The organism is Candidatus Hadarchaeales archaeon (assembly GCA_038736355.1).
In the GTDB taxonomy this organism is placed as follows: domain Archaea; phylum Hadarchaeota; class Hadarchaeia; order Hadarchaeales; family WYZ-LMO6; genus WYZ-LMO6.
This window is the reverse complement of sequence record JAVYML010000003.1, coordinates 55482-71480: the sequence shown is the minus strand read 5'-3', so window position 1 is coordinate 71480 and position 15999 is coordinate 55482. Positions and strand designations below refer to the sequence as shown.

At 54.7% G+C, this 15999-nt stretch carries 17 protein-coding genes and 1 tRNA gene; 7 read left to right on the top strand and 11 right to left on the bottom strand.

Annotated features, from left to right (window positions below):
- Nucleotides 1-15 precede the first annotated feature (15 nt).
- From QXG22_05120 to QXG22_05100, 5 genes are read right to left on the bottom strand one after another with little or no spacing between them, the layout of a single operon-like run.
- Nucleotides 16-2148 (bottom strand): type II/IV secretion system ATPase subunit, encoded by a 2133-nt coding sequence (locus tag QXG22_05120; GenBank protein MEM0359366.1) that lies wholly within the window; start codon nt 2146-2148, stop codon nt 16-18.
- Nucleotides 2149-2283, bottom strand: a complete 135-nt coding sequence (locus QXG22_05115) for a hypothetical protein (protein ID MEM0359365.1) — start codon at nt 2281-2283, stop codon at nt 2149-2151.
- The gene (locus QXG22_05110; protein MEM0359364.1) at nt 2264-2806 is read right to left on the bottom strand and encodes a hypothetical protein; all 543 of its coding nucleotides are present in this window, start codon (nt 2804-2806) and stop codon (nt 2264-2266) included. The genes QXG22_05115 and QXG22_05110 overlap by 20 nt, the downstream gene beginning before the upstream one ends.
- Nucleotides 2799-2954: a hypothetical protein gene (locus QXG22_05105; protein MEM0359363.1), complete on the bottom strand. Its 156-nt coding sequence runs from the start codon at nt 2952-2954 to the stop codon at nt 2799-2801. The genes QXG22_05110 and QXG22_05105 overlap by 8 nt, the downstream gene beginning before the upstream one ends.
- 39 nt (nt 2955-2993) lie before the next feature.
- Nucleotides 2994-4313, bottom strand: a complete 1320-nt coding sequence (locus QXG22_05100) for a transglutaminase-like domain-containing protein (protein ID MEM0359362.1) — start codon at nt 4311-4313, stop codon at nt 2994-2996.
- 52 nt (nt 4314-4365) lie between these two features.
- Between QXG22_05100 and QXG22_05095 the strand changes: the two genes are divergently transcribed.
- A complete protein-coding gene (locus QXG22_05095) occupies nt 4366-4995 on the top strand; it encodes a hypothetical protein (GenBank protein ID MEM0359361.1) in 630 nt (209 codons plus the stop codon).
- Nucleotides 4996-4997: 2 nt separating this feature from the next.
- On the top strand, nt 4998-6188 hold the full coding sequence (locus QXG22_05090; GenBank protein ID MEM0359360.1) for a tripartite tricarboxylate transporter permease: 1191 nt from the start codon (nt 4998-5000) through the stop codon (nt 6186-6188).
- Here the strand turns inward: QXG22_05090 and QXG22_05085 are convergent.
- Nucleotides 6161-6484 (bottom strand): hypothetical protein, encoded by a 324-nt coding sequence (locus QXG22_05085; protein MEM0359359.1) that lies wholly within the window; start codon nt 6482-6484, stop codon nt 6161-6163. The genes QXG22_05090 and QXG22_05085 overlap by 28 nt on opposite strands.
- A gap of 33 nt (nt 6485-6517) precedes the next feature.
- On the opposite strand from QXG22_05085, the gene QXG22_05080 reads away from it, so the two are divergent.
- Both QXG22_05080 and QXG22_05075 read left to right on the top strand, forming a co-directional pair.
- Nucleotides 6518-7183 (top strand): diphthine--ammonia ligase, encoded by a 666-nt coding sequence (locus QXG22_05080; protein MEM0359358.1) that lies wholly within the window; start codon nt 6518-6520, stop codon nt 7181-7183.
- Entirely contained in the window at nt 7180-8202 is a 1023-nt protein-coding gene (locus QXG22_05075; protein ID MEM0359357.1) for a histone deacetylase, read from the top strand. The genes QXG22_05080 and QXG22_05075 overlap by 4 nt, the downstream gene beginning before the upstream one ends.
- A gap of 1 nt (nt 8203) precedes the next feature.
- Here QXG22_05075 and QXG22_05070 read toward each other — a convergent pair whose 3' ends face one another.
- Both QXG22_05070 and QXG22_05065 read right to left on the bottom strand, forming a co-directional pair.
- On the bottom strand, nt 8204-9541 hold the full coding sequence (locus tag QXG22_05070; protein ID MEM0359356.1) for an ArsB/NhaD family transporter: 1338 nt from the start codon (nt 9539-9541) through the stop codon (nt 8204-8206).
- A gap of 4 nt (nt 9542-9545) precedes the next feature.
- Nucleotides 9546-9944: a universal stress protein gene (locus QXG22_05065; GenBank protein ID MEM0359355.1), complete on the bottom strand. Its 399-nt coding sequence runs from the start codon at nt 9942-9944 to the stop codon at nt 9546-9548.
- Between the two features lie 56 nt (nt 9945-10000).
- Here QXG22_05065 and cca point away from each other — a divergent pair, with 56 nt between their 5' ends.
- Genes cca through QXG22_05050 form a run of 3 tightly spaced genes read left to right on the top strand, consistent with a single transcriptional unit; the run spans nt 10001 to nt 14337 of the window.
- Nucleotides 10001-11374 (top strand): CCA tRNA nucleotidyltransferase, encoded by a 1374-nt coding sequence (gene cca / locus QXG22_05060; GenBank protein MEM0359354.1) that lies wholly within the window; start codon nt 10001-10003, stop codon nt 11372-11374.
- Complete coding sequence (locus tag QXG22_05055; GenBank protein MEM0359353.1) at nt 11375-12406, top strand: adenosine deaminase; 1032 nt, start codon at nt 11375-11377, stop codon at nt 12404-12406.
- Nucleotides 12407-12450: 44 nt separating this feature from the next.
- Nucleotides 12451-14337, top strand: coding sequence for a phosphoenolpyruvate carboxykinase (GTP) (locus QXG22_05050; protein ID MEM0359352.1), 1887 nt, complete (start codon nt 12451-12453; stop codon nt 14335-14337).
- A gap of 109 nt (nt 14338-14446) precedes the next feature.
- Here QXG22_05050 and QXG22_05045 read toward each other — a convergent pair.
- The 3 genes from QXG22_05045 to QXG22_05035 form a co-directional block, all read right to left on the bottom strand.
- A tRNA-Leu gene (locus tag QXG22_05045) sits at nt 14447-14534 on the bottom strand.
- A gap of 75 nt (nt 14535-14609) precedes the next feature.
- Nucleotides 14610-15242: a LysE family transporter gene (locus QXG22_05040; protein ID MEM0359351.1), complete on the bottom strand. Its 633-nt coding sequence runs from the start codon at nt 15240-15242 to the stop codon at nt 14610-14612.
- On the bottom strand, nt 15243-15968 hold the full coding sequence (locus QXG22_05035; protein MEM0359350.1) for a PD-(D/E)XK nuclease family protein: 726 nt from the start codon (nt 15966-15968) through the stop codon (nt 15243-15245).
- Nucleotides 15969-15999: the final 31 nt, after the last annotated feature.

The window sequence follows — 15999 nt, the reverse complement described above, 5'->3', positions numbered from 1 at the left end:
AGCGGATGAAAAAATTCACTCGACTGCTTTTCTCAACCATTCCTTCCACCTCTTTTCCACTCTCTCGGGAAGGGGCCTTCCCCCCTCCACTTCTTCCTCCCAAAGCAGCCTAAACCTCTGATTGGAGCGGAAGAGGAACCTAGCCTCCAGAAGCTCCGGTCTCCCCTTCCTCGAACTCGCCTCCACGAGCGTTCTGAGAAGCTTCTCCTTCAACCTCCAATAGGACAGGAGAGTACGGAGATCCATTCCCCACTTCCTCGCCACGGAACGAAGGAGCTCTGAGGCCTTCCATCCCTTCATTACGAATCTATCCCTCCCCACCTCATACCTCACCAGTTCCCTGAACTCTCCCTCCTTCCCCTTCACCACCTCCGCCACCTGCACTACCTTCCTCCTCTTCTTCATCCCTCCGAGGGGCCTGATGGGAGCAGTTGACACCACGGCATCCACGGCCATGAAAGAAGAGGGCTGCACTCCCAAGTCATGAACCACCCTCTCGAAGACTTCCCGCGCATTGGCCCCGTGGATGGTTCCCATCACGCAGTTCCCCGCCGCCCCCACCCTCATCGCTTCGAAGAGGGTTCTGGCCTCGGGGCCCCTTACTTCTCCCACCACCAACACGGATTCTCCGAGCCTAAGGGCGGTCCGCAGGGCCTCCTCCGCAGAGGGTTCAACTTCTGTTCTACCTATCGGTGAACGTATGCGAAGAGTCTGTACCTTGAATCCCAACGCGCGAAGAAAGGCAGAGGGAAGCTCGGCCGTGTCCTCGAGCAGGAGAATCCTCAACTTGGGAGGAAGTTCGAAGAGGAGACTCGTGAGGAGGGAAGTCTTGCCCGAGCCCCTCGTACCCGTCAGGAGAAGGGAAGCCTGTGCATCCACTAAGAGGCTAAGGAGAGAAGCCGTGGAAGAATCGAGAAAACCCATTTTCACAAACTGGGGGAGGGTCCAGGGAGAGGAGCGGTGTTTCCTGAAGGAAAAGGCCTTTCCTTCCGGGCTGAGGGGAGGTCCTATAGCCGTAATCCTCACTTCCCCAAGCTCTGCCTCCAGTACGGGATCAGCCTCGGAAAAGGGTCTGCCGCTTAGGGCCCTCAACCTTGAAACCAAAAGCTCCGCTTCCTCCTCCGAAGGATAAACGTTCGTGAGACACTCCTCGAAATCCTGATGGTAAAGGTGAATGGGGGTCTCTCCGGGTGGGGCATCCAGATAGATATCTTGGACCTTCTCGTCCGAGAAAAGGAGTTCCAGCACTCCAAAACCCACGGTAAACCTGGTCAGGGACTCCGAAAGACGGTATATCTCTTCCTTTCCAGTCCTCCAACCCCTCCTCCCCATCTCCTCCGCTATCCTCTTCGCCGACAGTCTCCTGATCTTTTCCTCCAGAACTTCCCTGTCACCCTCTAAAGAAGGAGGATCCCGGAAGAGGTTTTCCCTGAGCTCGTGGAGAAGCCTCACGAAGTCCGGAGGAAGAAAACACTCGTTGGGAAAGAGGAAGTAGAGGAACTGAGAAGTGGGAGGATATCTGTAAATTTTCACCTTTCCTCCTGGCAAGCTGTATTCCTCTACAGGCTCCGAGCCAAGTGGAGGATCCATCCTCAGCTTGGAGAACATGAAAGAAGGGCGGAGTTTGGGCCCGGCAAGCCTTCCCTCCCTGAAGACCTCCTCACAAGTTTTTCTCAGTTCTTCCCACATGGGGCGCAAGAACTCCTTTAGGAAGAAGGAACGGCATTCCCTGCATTTCCCACTTCCCCCTTTGGATAGGGCCTCCATCTCCCCGAGAAAACCCCTCAATTTCTCCTTGGCCTGAAGGGGAGAAAGGGAAAGACGGGAGGAAAGAGAAGAGAGGAGGTTCTTCCTCTCCCCCTCGCATCTTCCACATCCCACACAAGTTTTCATCATTGCTCTGAGTTCCCAGTCGAAAAGGAGAAAAGCTAGCTTTTTCAGACCCTTCAGTTCTTCCCCCGCATATTCCTTCTCGTAGGCTCCGGGAAACTGTACCTCTTCTACCTCGGGGCAATCAGCCAGTCCCCGAAGCAAGCCCTCCATGCACTTGCTGGAGAGCCCCGGATCTGCACTCTCCCCACAGGTTTCGCATTCGAAGCGCAGAACCCTCTTCCTGCCAAATCTCAGGATCCTGAAACCACAAACCAATCATTTTCCCTCCAAAAGACGGCGGAGACACTCCTCCAGCATTCCAACCCTTTTTTCCAAGTGCTCCAAGCGCTGCTCCAACACCCTGAAGTCGTTGAGGAGTTGAGAAATCCATCTACCGTGCTCCACCAGCACCGAAGTCTTTTTTCTCCATCCCACGGTTTTCCCTCCTCAACTCCCTAAACTCCGAGAAGAGGCGCAGGACCCTGAGGAGGGCTTCCTTCACTTCCCTCCTTTCCATTTCCCTCTTACCCCAAGGGGAGGAAAGCAGGAGGGCCCAAGTGGTTTCCCTTATCGCGCCCTCCTCCCTCATTTCTTCCACCAACCTTCTCAGCTCCAAGGGAGGGTCTCCTCGTAGACGTTCCCTCAACCTTTTTTCCAACACTGAGAGACCCTCCTTCAACCTCCTGAACTCGTAAATCCTAATCCTCCTCCACTCCTCCCTGAGAAAGCCAGACCTGCAACCCCTATCGGAATCCTTCAGCCTGAAGCTCAGTTCCTCCATCCACTGGAGAACCGATGCTATCTCCGGATCGGAGCTAAGGGAAGGTCTGGACCTTATTTCCAAAAGCAGTTCCAGAATCCCATCAAAGAAAGATGGAGAAAGCCTTTCCTCCCCCGCCAACTTTTCCACCCTTCTCAAAAGTTCCTCATGCATGCTCTCCCTCCAAGGCCCTGCGCAGATCCTCCTCCACCCTTCGTAGGGCCTGTAAGAGGTCGTTCCTTCTTTCTACCAGCTTTCCCTTCTGCCAGACGAAAAGATACCAAAGGACCGCTAGGAGGAGAAGAAAGGGGAGCGAACCCATCGGAGTTGTTTGAGATGGAGGAATTTTAAAACGGAGAAATCAGCGGCGTTTGAGGAGAAGGATCAGGACTACTACCACCACTAACCCTGCTACCGCGGATAGAAGGAGCTCGGAGGGCAGAGGGAGTGGGGAAGGTGCGGGTTCGATAACCACCGTAAGGAACATGGTGCTCTCCGAGGAAACCTCCCCATAGGGGCTGCGGGCCCATACCTCTGCCCTCAAGGGAGAATTCTCCGCTCCCCTCAAGGGCTCCAAGTAGAAATCCACCTCCACCTCCTCCCTGGGAGACAGCCTCTTCACCATCTGTGGGGCCACGGGACGGAAAGAGTCCTCCTCCACTTCCAAGCGCACGGTTAGATCTTCGAGAATGCTCCTGCCAGTATTTCTCAGAGTTACCATCACTGCTATTTTTCCATTCTCCAGTCCCCCTCTCTTCAGGTCCGCTTCCACCGCTGCCTCCCTGTAAAGGTAGAGGAATTTTTCCAGCTTCGTTCCCCCACTCCATTTCTCACCCGGAATGCTCACCCTTCCGTTCTTTACCAAATTGGAACCATCGCTGGAGAAGAGGATGAGATGATCCTCCCCCAGTTCCCCAAACTGTCCTCCCATCCAAGTCTCGTCCACCGGCACCCATCCCACACCCGGGAGGTACAGGATTGCAAAGGCATGCCCCATTTCCTCGGCGTTTTCACCCAGCTTGGAGTTGTAGCCATATCCAGCTAGGAACTTGGCGGGAAGACCGGAGAGCCTAGCCAGCGCAATGAAGAGGTTGGTGAACTCCGTACACTTTCCCACACGGCTTCGATAGGCCTGAAGGGCACTCTGATCCTGAGCCCATTTGACATAACTCAGATGGTTTTTCACGAACTCGAAGAGGTTCTTGGCGGTCAAATAGGGGGTTTCCCCCCTCAACTCCTCCGCCTTCTCCTTCAACTCCGGAGCATCCTCCCAGAGGTTCGGGACGGGGACCGTGAACTTCAGGAGCTCTTGTGGGATTTCCCCCTCCCCCTCCAGCCTTTCCCACTTCCTTCCTTTCACCCTCAGGAGCTGGATTAGGCGGACCTCCTTCCAACTTCCTGGAGGAAGCTTTCCCAAAAGGAACTTCAAGATCCTATTATCCTCCCCGCGAAACTCTTGCGGCATGGGAGAGAAGTTCTCTTCCAGTACCACTTGGAAATCCCACCCGAAGTTCTCGTTGTCAAAGGCAAAGACCTCTAGCCAACCCTCTACTTCGGAGGAACTGGTGTTGGTGAGCCTGTAGGTGGCTTGGAAGGAATAGACAGAAGAACCGGCGAAGGAGGGAGGAAGGAGGAAAAGAAGAAGGAGGGAGGAGAGAAGGGGACAAATCCACCTGTTCATAGTTTCCGTTCGTTTTTTCTCCTTATAAAAAACTTACTCCCCATCCCGACCGATGAAAACGGAAAAGTTGATCTTGATCTGTGCGGTCATGGGACTTCTCCTGATTTACCTGGGGTTCAGGCTCTCCGAACCGGAAAGGCTTGAGGTTTCCTCCCTCACCAAGGAAAGGTTGGGGAGTACGGTCCTCCTCTCCGGAAGGGTGATGGACTTGAGTGAGCATCCCGATGGACATCTCTTCCTGAAAGTGGGGGAGGAGAACCTTACCGTTTCCGTTCCCCTTTTCGCAGGGGTGAGGAAAGGAATGGAGAAGAGAATAGAGTTGCTGGATTGGGTGGAAGTGAGGGGAAAGGTTAAGGAATGGAAGGGGGAGCTCGAAGTGGTCCCAAGCAAGCCTGGAGATATCAGGATCAAAAGGGAAGCTCCACGCAGGGTTGGTGAAATAGGGAAGGAAGAAGTGGGGAAGCTAGTAAAGGTAGAGGGTAGGGTGAAGGAAGTAACGAAGGTGGGAGAGAACTTCCTCCTCCTAACCCTAGAAGAGGATGGGGAAGAACTCAGTATCTTCCTTCCCTTCAGCATCGGGGTGAAGGTGGGAGAGAGGATCGTGGCGGCTGGAAGGGTACAGCTTTACCGAGGAAAACTGGAAGTAGTGGTGAAAAGGAACACCCATCTGTACTTCTACTAACAATGGAATTTCTTTTGTGCTTCTTGCTGGGGATGGGGCTCGGGATTTTCGCCGGGCTCCTTCCGGGTATACACGTGAACAACCTTACCCCCTTAATACCCCTCCTTATCCTTTCCCTTCACTTTCCACCCCTCGCTGGGGCCATGGTTGTCGTTACCATGGCGGTAGTACAAACCTTCATCAGTTACCTTCCCTCAACCTTCCTTGGAGTTCCTGAAGAGGGTACTGCCCTTTCCGTGCTCCCCTCCCACAGAATGGTGCTGGAAGGAAAGGGTTATCTCTCCCTGAAAATCACAACTACCGGTTGTCTCTGGGGTCTCTTCATGGGCGTGCTCTTCGCCCTGCTCCTAGCGGAAATCTTTGGAAGAATCTATGCGCTCTTGAATCCGCTCATTGGATGGATCTTGCTTGCCGTGATCCTCCTGATGATCCTCTCGGAAGGGAGCCTATACCGCATGCTCTGGTCCCTCCTCATTTTTCTTCTCTCCGGAGCCCTCGGTTTGCTCACGCTCGACCTGGGTGGCAAGGTACTCATGCCCCTCCTAACCGGACTCTTCGGAACTAGCGTGATGCTGGAGAGTCTTGCCTCGAGAAAGAAGCTACCAGAACAGAAAGTAGAAGGGGAATTCAGACCTTCCCTTCCACCCCTCCTCTCGGGAGTGGGGGCCGGAATCTTCACGGGCTTCCTTCCAGGAATAGGGCCCGCCGAGGGAACGGTGCTCTCCCAGCTACTCACCCGCTCGAAGAGGGTGGAGGACTTCCTCTTCTCGGTGAGCGTGGTCAACATGGTGAAGGTACTCTTTTCCTTCGTGGCCCTCTACGCCATAGGCAAACCTAGGAGTGGAGCAGCGATAGCAGTGGGGGAGCTCCTAGAGATGGGAAGGGGAGAACTCCTCTCCCTTCTAGGCGTGGCATTGCTGGCTGGTGCTCTCTCCACCCTCTTGGTCCTTCCCCTGGGAAGGCTGGTTTTCTCCAAAATCTCAAAAGTTCCCTACAGGATCCTCTGCCTTTCCATTTTCTTCTTCATCCTTTTCCTCACCCTTTTCCTCTGTGGTCCAATCGGTTTACCCCTCCTCTTCACGGCCACTGCCATAGGCCTTCTCCCTGGAAGGGTGGGAGTAAGGAGATCCCACGGAATGGGGGTAATCCTCCTTCCCTGTACGCTCTATTTCCTCGGCCTTAGGAGTTTGTAAGAGAAGATAGCCAAGAAAAAGAGGAGAAAGGAGAGGATCAAAAAGATCCATTCGTTTGCCTCCGAAAAGTTTTCCTTTTCCCTTTGGAGGAGGAGGGAAAATCCCAAACCTACTAGGAGGCAGGGAAAAAGTTGAGAGGAAGGCTCCACCAGGAGAAAGCCTGAGAGGATGGAAGCCAGGGCCAGGCAAAGAAGGGAGAAATCCAAAAAGGAGGAGGGAAGGGGGGTGGAGGCTTCCAAGAGTAGGAAGGAACCCACGAAGACCAGACAAAGGGCTAGAGGGAGCCTGAGGGACACAGAGAATTTACTCCATCCGATAAAAAAGGAATGATGAGGCTTGCTGCCCTCTGCTCCGGAGGAAAGGATTCGGCCCTTGCGATGTGGAGGGTGGTAAAGGAAGGTCACAGGATAGAGAAGGTGGTCACCCTCTTTCCCCGCAGGGAGGATTCTTGGCTCTTCCACTATCCCAACGCTAGGTTGGCCGGACTCTTCGCCGAATGTGCCGGTTTTCCCTTCCTAGGGGTGGAAAGCTCCGGGGAAAAGGAAAAGGAGATGGAGGAACTGGAAGAGGTATTAAGGGGTCTCGAAGTGGAGGGAATAGTGAGTGGGGCGGTGGCCTCCAACTACCAGCGCAAGAGGGTGGACGAAATCTGTAGGAGACTGGGAATCAAGGCCCTCCATCCCCTTTGGGGGGAGAGTCGCCCTTCCCTCCTGAGAGAACTCCTCGAAGAGGGTTTCGAGGTGATGATAACCTCCGTTTCGGCCGAGGGATTGGGGGAGGAGTGGCTTGGGAGGAAGTTGGATGAAAGGAGTGTGGAGGAGCTGCTGGAGAAGAGCTCGAGATACGGTTTTGATCCTGTGGGGGAGGGGGGAGAATACGAAACCTTCGTTCTTTCCTCCCCTTTTTCCAAACGCAGGATCGAAATCGTTAGGGCCAGGAAGATATGGAAGGGGAGCAGTGGCTATCTCCTCATAGAGGAGGCTAGGATAATTTGACCACCCTCCTTTACTCGCAGGAATTCCTGAAACATCATCCTGGCAGAAACCATCCCGAATCCCCGCGCAGGCTTAGGGCCATCGTGGATACGCTGAAAAAGGAGGGATGGTGGTATTCATCCAAAATAAAGGTAATCCATCCCTCCCCCTGCACGGAGGAGGACTTACTGCTGGTCCACGAACCTTCCTACCTACAGCTCCTCGAGAGGATGGAGGAAAGGGAAATGGAACTGGATTCGGACACCCCCCTGAAGAAGGGGACACTGGAAATTGCCAAGTTAGCGGTAGGGGCAGCTCTTGAGGCAGGAAAGGGTGTGAAGTCTGGTAAGTGGAAGAATGCCTTTGCCCTTCTGAGACCTCCAGGACATCACGCGGGTAGGGGTACTGGAGGAGGTTTCTGCTATTTCAACAACATCGCCATAATGGTGGAAAGGATGAGGGAAGATTTGGGGTTGAGGAAAACCCTCATCTTAGATTTGGATGCCCACCATGGAAACGGGACTCAGGAAATTTTCTACAGCGATCCTGAAGTCCTCTTCCTTTCCCTACACCAGGATCCCCGTACCCTCTATCCCTGGTGTGGTTTCGTAGACGAACTGGGAGAAGGTGAAGGAGAGGGATTCAATGTAAACGTCCCTCTCCCTCCTGGAAGTGGAGAAGGGGAATATGCCTACGCGATGGAGGGAATTTTCCTCCCGCTATTGGAAGAATTCAAACCAGAAATGGTAGCGGTTTCCCTTGGGTTGGATCCCTTGAAAGAGGATCCCCTCACCCAACTGGAGCTTCTCCCCTCCTCCTATGCTTGGCTGACGGGGATGATCGTGGAAGGTGCAAAGAGGTGTGGGGCGAAGGTGGTGATGGTGCTGGAAGGTGGCTATGCCCCCTCGAGCATGGGGAAGGCCGTGGTGGAAGTGGTGAAGGTCCTGCTGGAGGAAAGGGGTCCTCCTCCCCCTCCACCCAAGGAAGTAAAGGCTGTGGAGGAGCTCAAGAGTTTACTGCGCAACTATTGGAAGCTCTGAATCACAAGAGGAGTTCTATCCAGAGCAGTAGGGAAATCACACCCATCACGGGAAGGGTCAGGGCAAACCCATACTTGCTGAACTGGGAGAAGGTCACGGAATAGCCCTTGTCGGAAAGGAGCTTGGCCCACATGAGTCCCGCCAAGGCCCCTGTGAGGAAGAGGTTAGCTCCCAAGTTGCTCCCGGCAATCAGTCCGAGCGTGGATGCCAGCTTGAGATCACCCTGCGGGGAAAATTCTGGGCTTTGAAAGGTTCTAACGATGAAAAGGGTCATGGGATGATTGTTCATCACTCCTGCCAATAGCGAGGAAAAGAGAGTGAGGAGGAAGAGGGTGGGAAGGAGACCGCCCAACGAAGAAAAGACTGGTGCCAGGAGATCCGTCCAACCACAGGCGGAAAGGGCTTCCATCTGGATGAAAAGGCCCACCAAGAAGGGGACCAGTTTCCAAGGGAGCCTAAGGAGGGGTGGGACTTTTTTTCCGTAGGTAAAGAAATCGAAGATCAGGAGGAGGAGGGCCATCGAGGCCACACCCACCCACATGGGAACCTTCCTGAGGTCTGCAGGAAGGGACATGAAAAGGATGGCACCCGCCAAGCCTGCCACCCCCACCCAAACACCCTTTCCCTTCCTCAACACCGAACTCGGTTCTATATCGAGGAGTTCCACTTTCTCCGGTATCCTGCGGCGGAAAAGGACGTAGAGGAATCCAAACCCGACGAAGGCTCCCACCAAGGAGGGAAGAAACATCCACTTAGCGAATTCCAAAAAAGAAAGTCCCATGGAATCGGCGGCGATGATGTTGGTGGGATTGCCTATGTAGAGGGCCATTCCAAGCGTGTTCACGGTGAAGAACTGACAGAAGAGGAAGGGAAGGGGATCCGCTCCACTCTTTTTCGTCATGTAAAAAATGATGAGGGTCATGGTGAGGATCACGATATCGTTGTCCGTAAAAAGGGTGAGGAAGGAAGTGAGGAGAAAGAAGAGAAAAAAAAGTCTCCTACCGGATCCCTTCGAGAAGCGGGTGATGTGGAGGGAGAGATACTCGAAAAATCCACGATAGTCCAGGGAAACGCAGAGATAGGAGAGGGAAAGGATCAAGAGGAGGATGGAATAGGGATGAAAACCATTCCTTCCCACGACTCCTCCCACGATCGTATCCACATCCGCATACCCAGTGAAAAGGAGAAAGAGAACTCCTAGAAGGGGCGCCCATCCGTAGTCTATGTGAAAGTACTTCGAGGTGAAGGGAATCCTGAAGAGGGGATGCCTAAAGATGAGGAAAACGGTGAAAACAAAGATGAACAGGGGAACGGGGGAAGGAACGCTCAGCCCTACCACCCAACTACACGGGTTGACCGGGCTTCCTGACGAGCACGGCTACACAGGGTGAATTTTTGACCACGTAATCGGAAACACTCTCCGTGAAGTAGCCCAACACTCCCTTTCTCGGAATGGTCCCTAGCACGATCACGTCACAATTTTTCTCTTTAGCAAAGGAGATGATGGCCTTTCCCACCTCCGTGGCCTCCACCACATGGAATTCGGTCTTCTTCCCTTCTTTCTCGAAGAGCTCCTTTACCCATGCGAAGCCCTCTTCCGCCTGCTTCTTTCCCAACTCGGTGAGGAGACGTACCACATGGAGGAGGTGGACTTCCGTATCCGGGGAACTGAGTTTCAGGGCTACCTCTACCACTTCCTTGGGGGTAGCCTCGGTCAAACAAAGGAGGAGACGCTTGAACATCATTTTCCTCTGAACCCCCCATAATAACCTTTTACCCCCCTCTTCCCAGCAGGATGATGGAACTTTACAAAAAGATTCTGGAGAAGATCGAACCCACGCAGGAGGAGAGGAAGAAAGCGATGAACCTCTCCAATAGCCTCCTCTCCTCCCTCTCCGAGGAACTCCTCCGGAGGGGGATAGAAGCCGAAGTGAGGGTAGAAGGATCCTTTGCCAAGGATACTTGGCTTAGAGGGGAGAACGATTTGGACCTTTTTGTCCTTCTTCCACCCTCTTTCCCCGACGAGAAGTTGAGGGAAGTGGTGGAAGTGGCCAAAACGCTGAAGGGAAAGAAAAGGGAGAGATATGCCGAGCATCCCTACTTGGAAATCCAGATGAAGGGATACAGGGTTGAAGTGGTGCCCTGTTTCAAGGTAGAGGATCCCTCCCAGCTACGCTCTTCGGTGGATCGAACACCCTTCCATACGGAATATGTAAAGAGGAGGCTGAGCGAGGATCTCAAGAGGGAAATCAGGCTCCTCAAGAGGTTCATGATGGGGATAGGATGCTATGGAGCAGAGTTGAGGGTTGGGGGTTTCTCCGGTTACCTGTGCGAACTTCTGATCCTCCATGCCCAGTCCTTCGAGGGACTGATAAGGGAAGCCAGGGGGTGGAAACCTGGACAAGTGGTGGATCTGGAGGGTTTCTATCCGGATCCCTCGAAACTCAGGCTGTTCTTTCCCGAACAGCCTCTGATAGTGGTGGACCCGGTGGACAAGAGCAGGAACGTGGCGGCTGCCGTTTCCTTTCAGAAGTTCTCCACCTTCGTTCTGGCTTGCCGTGACTTCCTGAGGAAACCTTCCGAACGCTTCTTCTTCCCCAGACCTCCGAGAGTGCTCGGTAAGGGTGAGCTCCGGAAGCTCATGGAGAGGAGGGGAACGGAGATTTTCTGCGTGACCTTCAGGACCCCCCGCGTGGTGGAGGATGTGCTCTTCCCCCAGCTCAGGAAAGCGGAAAGGGCCCTGACCTTCACGTTGGGTGAAAGGGGCTTCCAAGTGCTGGGCAGCGAAGTATGGTCGGGGAAGCGCTTTTCCGCCATCCTCCTCGAGGTCTTTCCTCCTTCCCTCCCCGCGCTGGAAGTGAGGAGGGGACCTCCCCCCTCTGCCCCGGAAGAGGACTTCCTAAGGAAGTATTTGGGGAGGAAGGGGACCTGGGCCGGTCCCTACGTGGACATGGAAGGGAGACTGGTGTTCGAGGTAGAGAGGAAAAAGAGGGAAGCAAAAAAGGTGCTGGAAGAAACCGTGAAAAGGGGTGAAGGGTTGGGAAAACATGTGGGGGAAGCCCTTTCTAAGAGTTTCAGGATCTACCGCGGAAGGGAGACCTTGGGACTTGGGGAAGACTTCCTTTCCTTCCTCTCCGAATACCTGACCAAATGCCTTCCGTGGTATAGGTAGATGTCCGAGAGGGCCTTCGTGGAAGGTTTACCCAAAGCGGAGCTCCACCTGCACCTCGAGGGTACGCTGGAACCGGAGCTCATGTTCGAACTGGCAGGGAAGAGAAGGGTGGAACTGGGATATCGCTCGGTGGAAGAGGTGAGGAGGGCCTACAGATTCAGGAACCTCCAGGATTTCCTCAACCTTTACTACAAGGGGGTGGAGGTGCTGAGGGAGGAGGAAGATTTTCGGGAACTCACGCTTTCCTACCTCAAGAAGGCGCGCTCCCAGACCGTCCTGCATGCCGAAGTCTTCTTCGATCCCCAGGCCCACACACGTAGGGGGATAAGGTTCGAGAAGGTGGTGGAAGGAATCCATTCGGCCCTGAGGGAGGCGGAGAAAATGGGAATGACAACCAGACTCATCATGTGCTTCTTGAGGGACTTACCCGAAGAGGAGGCGGTCAAGACGTTGGAGGAGGCCCTTCCTTACAAGGAGTGGATCATAGGAGTGGGGCTGGATTCGGCCGAAGTGGGTCATCCACCCTCCAAATTCAAGAGGGTTTTTGAAAGGGCCAGGGAAGAGGGATTCCTGCTCGTGGCCCATGCGGGGGAGGAGGGGCCCCCCGAATACGTATGGGAAGCCCTCGAACTCGGTGTGGCCAGAATCGACCACGGAAACAGGGCGATGGAGGATCCGGAATTGGTGAGGGAACTGGCCAAGAAAGGGATCCCCCTCACCCTCTGTCCCCTCTCCAACCTCAGGCTGGGGGTGGTGAAGGACTTGAGGGAGTATCCCCTCAAGGAGATGATGGAAAAGGGGCTGAAGGTAACGTTGAACTCCGACGATCCAGCTTACTTCGGAGGATACGTGAACGAAAACTACCTAGCCGTACAGGAAGCGCTAGGATTGGGGAGGAAGGAACTCGTTGGGCTCGCCCGGAACTCCTTCGAGGCCTCCTTCCTGGAAAGGAGGGAGAAGGAGAGAAGGCTGAAGGAATTGGGGGAATACGCGAAGGAATGGACCTTTACAGACGGAGGACAAAGTTTTTAAAGTAATGGAATAAATGTCTCGAAAAAAGCCAAAAAATTAACAAAATGTCAAAAAAGGAAAGACTGCTCGTAAAGGTGAGAGAAAGGGCAGGAGAAAGGGGAGTGGAAAAGCTCGAAGCCATTCCCCATCCTGAAGTACATGAGTTCATCGCTAAGGCGGTGGAGCTCTGCGACCCAGAAAGGATTTTCATCTGCGACGATTCCCCTGAGGATCTTGCCTATATCAGGCGCATGGCCCTAGAGAGCGGGGAGGAGAGGCCCCTTTCCACTCCTGGTCACACCTACCACTTCGACGGCTACTTCGATCAGGGAAGGGATAGGCAGGTTACGAAATTCCTAGTTCCCAAAGGAGATTATCTCAGTCCACGCCTGAATCAGGTGGAGAGGGAAGAGGGCCTCTCCGAGATCCTAGGACTGCTGAGGAATTCCATGAGGGGAAGGACCATGATCGTGCGCTTTCTCACCTTGGGACCAAAGGACTCCCCCTTCACCATTCCCTGTATGGAGTGCACGGATTCATGGTACGTGGCCCATTCCGTCAGCCTCCTCTACCGCAGGGGCTATGATACCTTCCTGAAGCTCGGTCCCAGTGCCGAGCTCTTCAAGACCCTACACTCCTCCGGAAAAGTGGATGAGCGGATGATAAGCGTGGAACACGAGAAGAAGAGGATTTACATCGACTACGTCACCAACACCGTTTACAGCGTGAACACGCAGTACGCGGGGAACTCGGTGGGGTTCAAGAAGCTCGCCCTCAGGCTAGCCATAAGGAAGGCCCACAGGGAGGGCTGGTTGGCGGAACATTTCATGATCATAGGGGTTAAGGGACCTGGAGGAAGAAAGACCTATTTGGCCGGAGCCTTCCCCAGTGCCTGCGGGAAGACTTCCACCGCCATGCTCCCCGACGAAACCATTCTCGCCGACGATATAGCCTATGTCAGGAACTTGAATGGAAGTTGCAGGGCCGTAAACATTGAAGCGGGAATCCTAGGAATCTTGCAGGACGTCAACCCCCGGGACGATCCCCTCATCTATCAAGTCCTCACCAGTCCTGGGGAAATCATCTTCTCCAACGTGTTGGTGAAGGACGGGAAGCCCTACTGGCTGGGAATGGGGTGTGAACTTCCCAAGGAGGGGATCAACTTCTACGGAGAATGGAGGGAGGGGGTGGTGGGACCCGATGGGAAACCCGTTCCCCCTGCCCATCCCAATGCCAGATATACCGTGAGCCTGACTTCCCTCCCCAACTGCGATCCCGAGCTGGAGAATCCTTTGGGGGTGGAGTTGGGAGGAATCATGTTCGGGGGAAGGGACTACAGGGCTTTCGTCCCGGTACAACAGGGTTTCAACTGGGAACACGGCATCATCCTGTACGGGGCAGGACTGGAGACGGAAACCACCTTCGCCATCGTGGAGGAACCCAAGTTCGAGATCAACGTGATGAGCATACAGGATTTCCTCTCCATTCCCCTGGGAGACTACATCCGAAACTATCTGGAGTTCGGAAGGAAGCTGAAAAAGGTTCCTTTGGTCTTCGGGGTGAACTACTTCCTGCGCCATCCCAAAACGGGAGAGTACCTGAACCACAGGCTGGACAAGCACGTGTGGGTGAAGTGGATGGAGAGGAGGATCCACGGAGAGATGGGTGCGTTGGTTTCCCCCACGGGTCTCATCCCTAAGCATGAGGACCTCGTGGAGCTTTTCAGGGAGATCAGGGGGAAGGAATATACATGGGAGGAATACGAACAGCAGTTCTCCATCAGGGTGAAGTGGCTCCTGAAGAAGGTTGGAAGGGTAGAGGAGTTCTGGAGGAAGGAAGAAGGCACGCCCAAGGAAGTCTTCGAGGTGCTTGAGGAGACGCGTGAGGGGCTGGAGGAGCTCAAGAAGAGATTTGGGGACCCAGTATCTCCGAGGAAATTGGAGGAGGAATGAGTCTTCTAAAGCATCAGTAATGCACCGGCTCCGATTTCTCTTTCCCTCTGGTTTCCTCCAGAGTACTGGTCCCAAAGTCTGGAAAAGATGAAATCGGACCACACCGGCTTGGTGCGGGGGAGGGGATTTGAACCCCCGAACCCCTAAGGGACCAGATCTTGAGTCTGGCGCCTTTGACCTGGCTCGGCCACCCCCGCCCTTTTTCCTTTCTCCCTACCTCCTCTTAACCGCTATCGTTCGTAGCCGAATAGAACACCCTTTCAGGGTTTTTTTCAGTATATCAGCTCTGGTAGGTACTTCAGGAGGAGGAAGGAACCGAAGAGGAGGAGGAAGGCCCCGCAGGAGGCTAGAAGGATCCTGTGGGCCCTTGTCCCCACGATCCTCCTTCCCCTGGAGGCCAGGCGGGAAACCAGGGAAAACCAGCTGAGGTCGGAGAGACCGTGACCCACCAGCCAGAGGACCACACCTGGATAGGAGGAGAGGGAAAAGGCCTCGAGGAGGGTGGAAAAGCCCACCGTCACCCACCAGAGGGGAACACTTGGGTTCAGGAGGCTACTGAAGAGTACCCCTCCGGGGAGGGGTGGGAGGGAGACCAGGGGAACCCCCTCAGCACCCAGCTTTCCCGCCGCCCTTTTGGCGCTCATCCCTCCCAACAAAAGGAGGAGGCTCCCTCCGAGAAGACCGAGAGAGGTGTGAACGGGGGGCTTCAGGAAGACCCTCAGGCCTGCCAGGAAGAGCGAGAGGAAGAGGGCCTCGGTGAGGAGATGTCCAACCACTACCCTCGGTCCCACCCCCGCTCCCTCCACGGAAGACTTGGCCACCACGTAGACGAGCATGGGGCCTGGAAGGAGGGAACCTGAAAGACCCACGAAGAAACCTATGGGGAGCTGGAGAAGGGCATACATTTACCCCACCGGAAGACACCTTTCCCTGTACTCACAGGATTCACACCTGATCTTGGTGGCGGTGGGCTGGGCCTCCCTCCTCCCCTTCCAATACTGTAAGGCCCATATCAGTTCTCTCCTCCCCCTTTCCCAATCCGGTTCGAAGAGGAAGACTCCCTCCTCCCCCCCTCCTTCGAGCACGAGCTTGGAAATCCTGTCGAAGGGTGGGGAAGAGGAGGGAGGGAGGAGGAAAATGACATACTTCAGATGGGAAGTGTCCATTCCCAACGAACGGAGGAGGAGACAGTAAACCCTTGCCTGGACATGATGGTAATGGGCTGGAGTCCTAGCCTCCGTGAACTTGTACTCCACCACCCTGATGGGTCTCCCCCCCTCGAAGACGAGGGCATCGGGTTTCCCCGTCACGAACACGCCTCCAAAGCTGGAAGCCAAGAAGAGTTCCGTGGCCCAAACGGGTTTTCCCTCGAGGGCGGAACGCAGGATTTCCTCGGGTGTCTTCCGTACCGCCTTTTCCACCAGCTTGGCATGTCTGTTTTCCCCCTCCATCATTTCCTGCGTCCGGATCCTCCCCACCGTGTACCTGAATTCCACCTTACGCTCGCAGTAGAACTGGGCCGCTATATCCGAGGCACTCACGGAGGAAAGGCCGAAGCGCAACCTCCCCCCCTCCCTACGGAGGCGGGAAAGCTCGGAGAGGGCCCTGAGATACCGGGAGAGGGGATGCATCAACCTTAACGGAAGAATGGGAAAAAAAGTG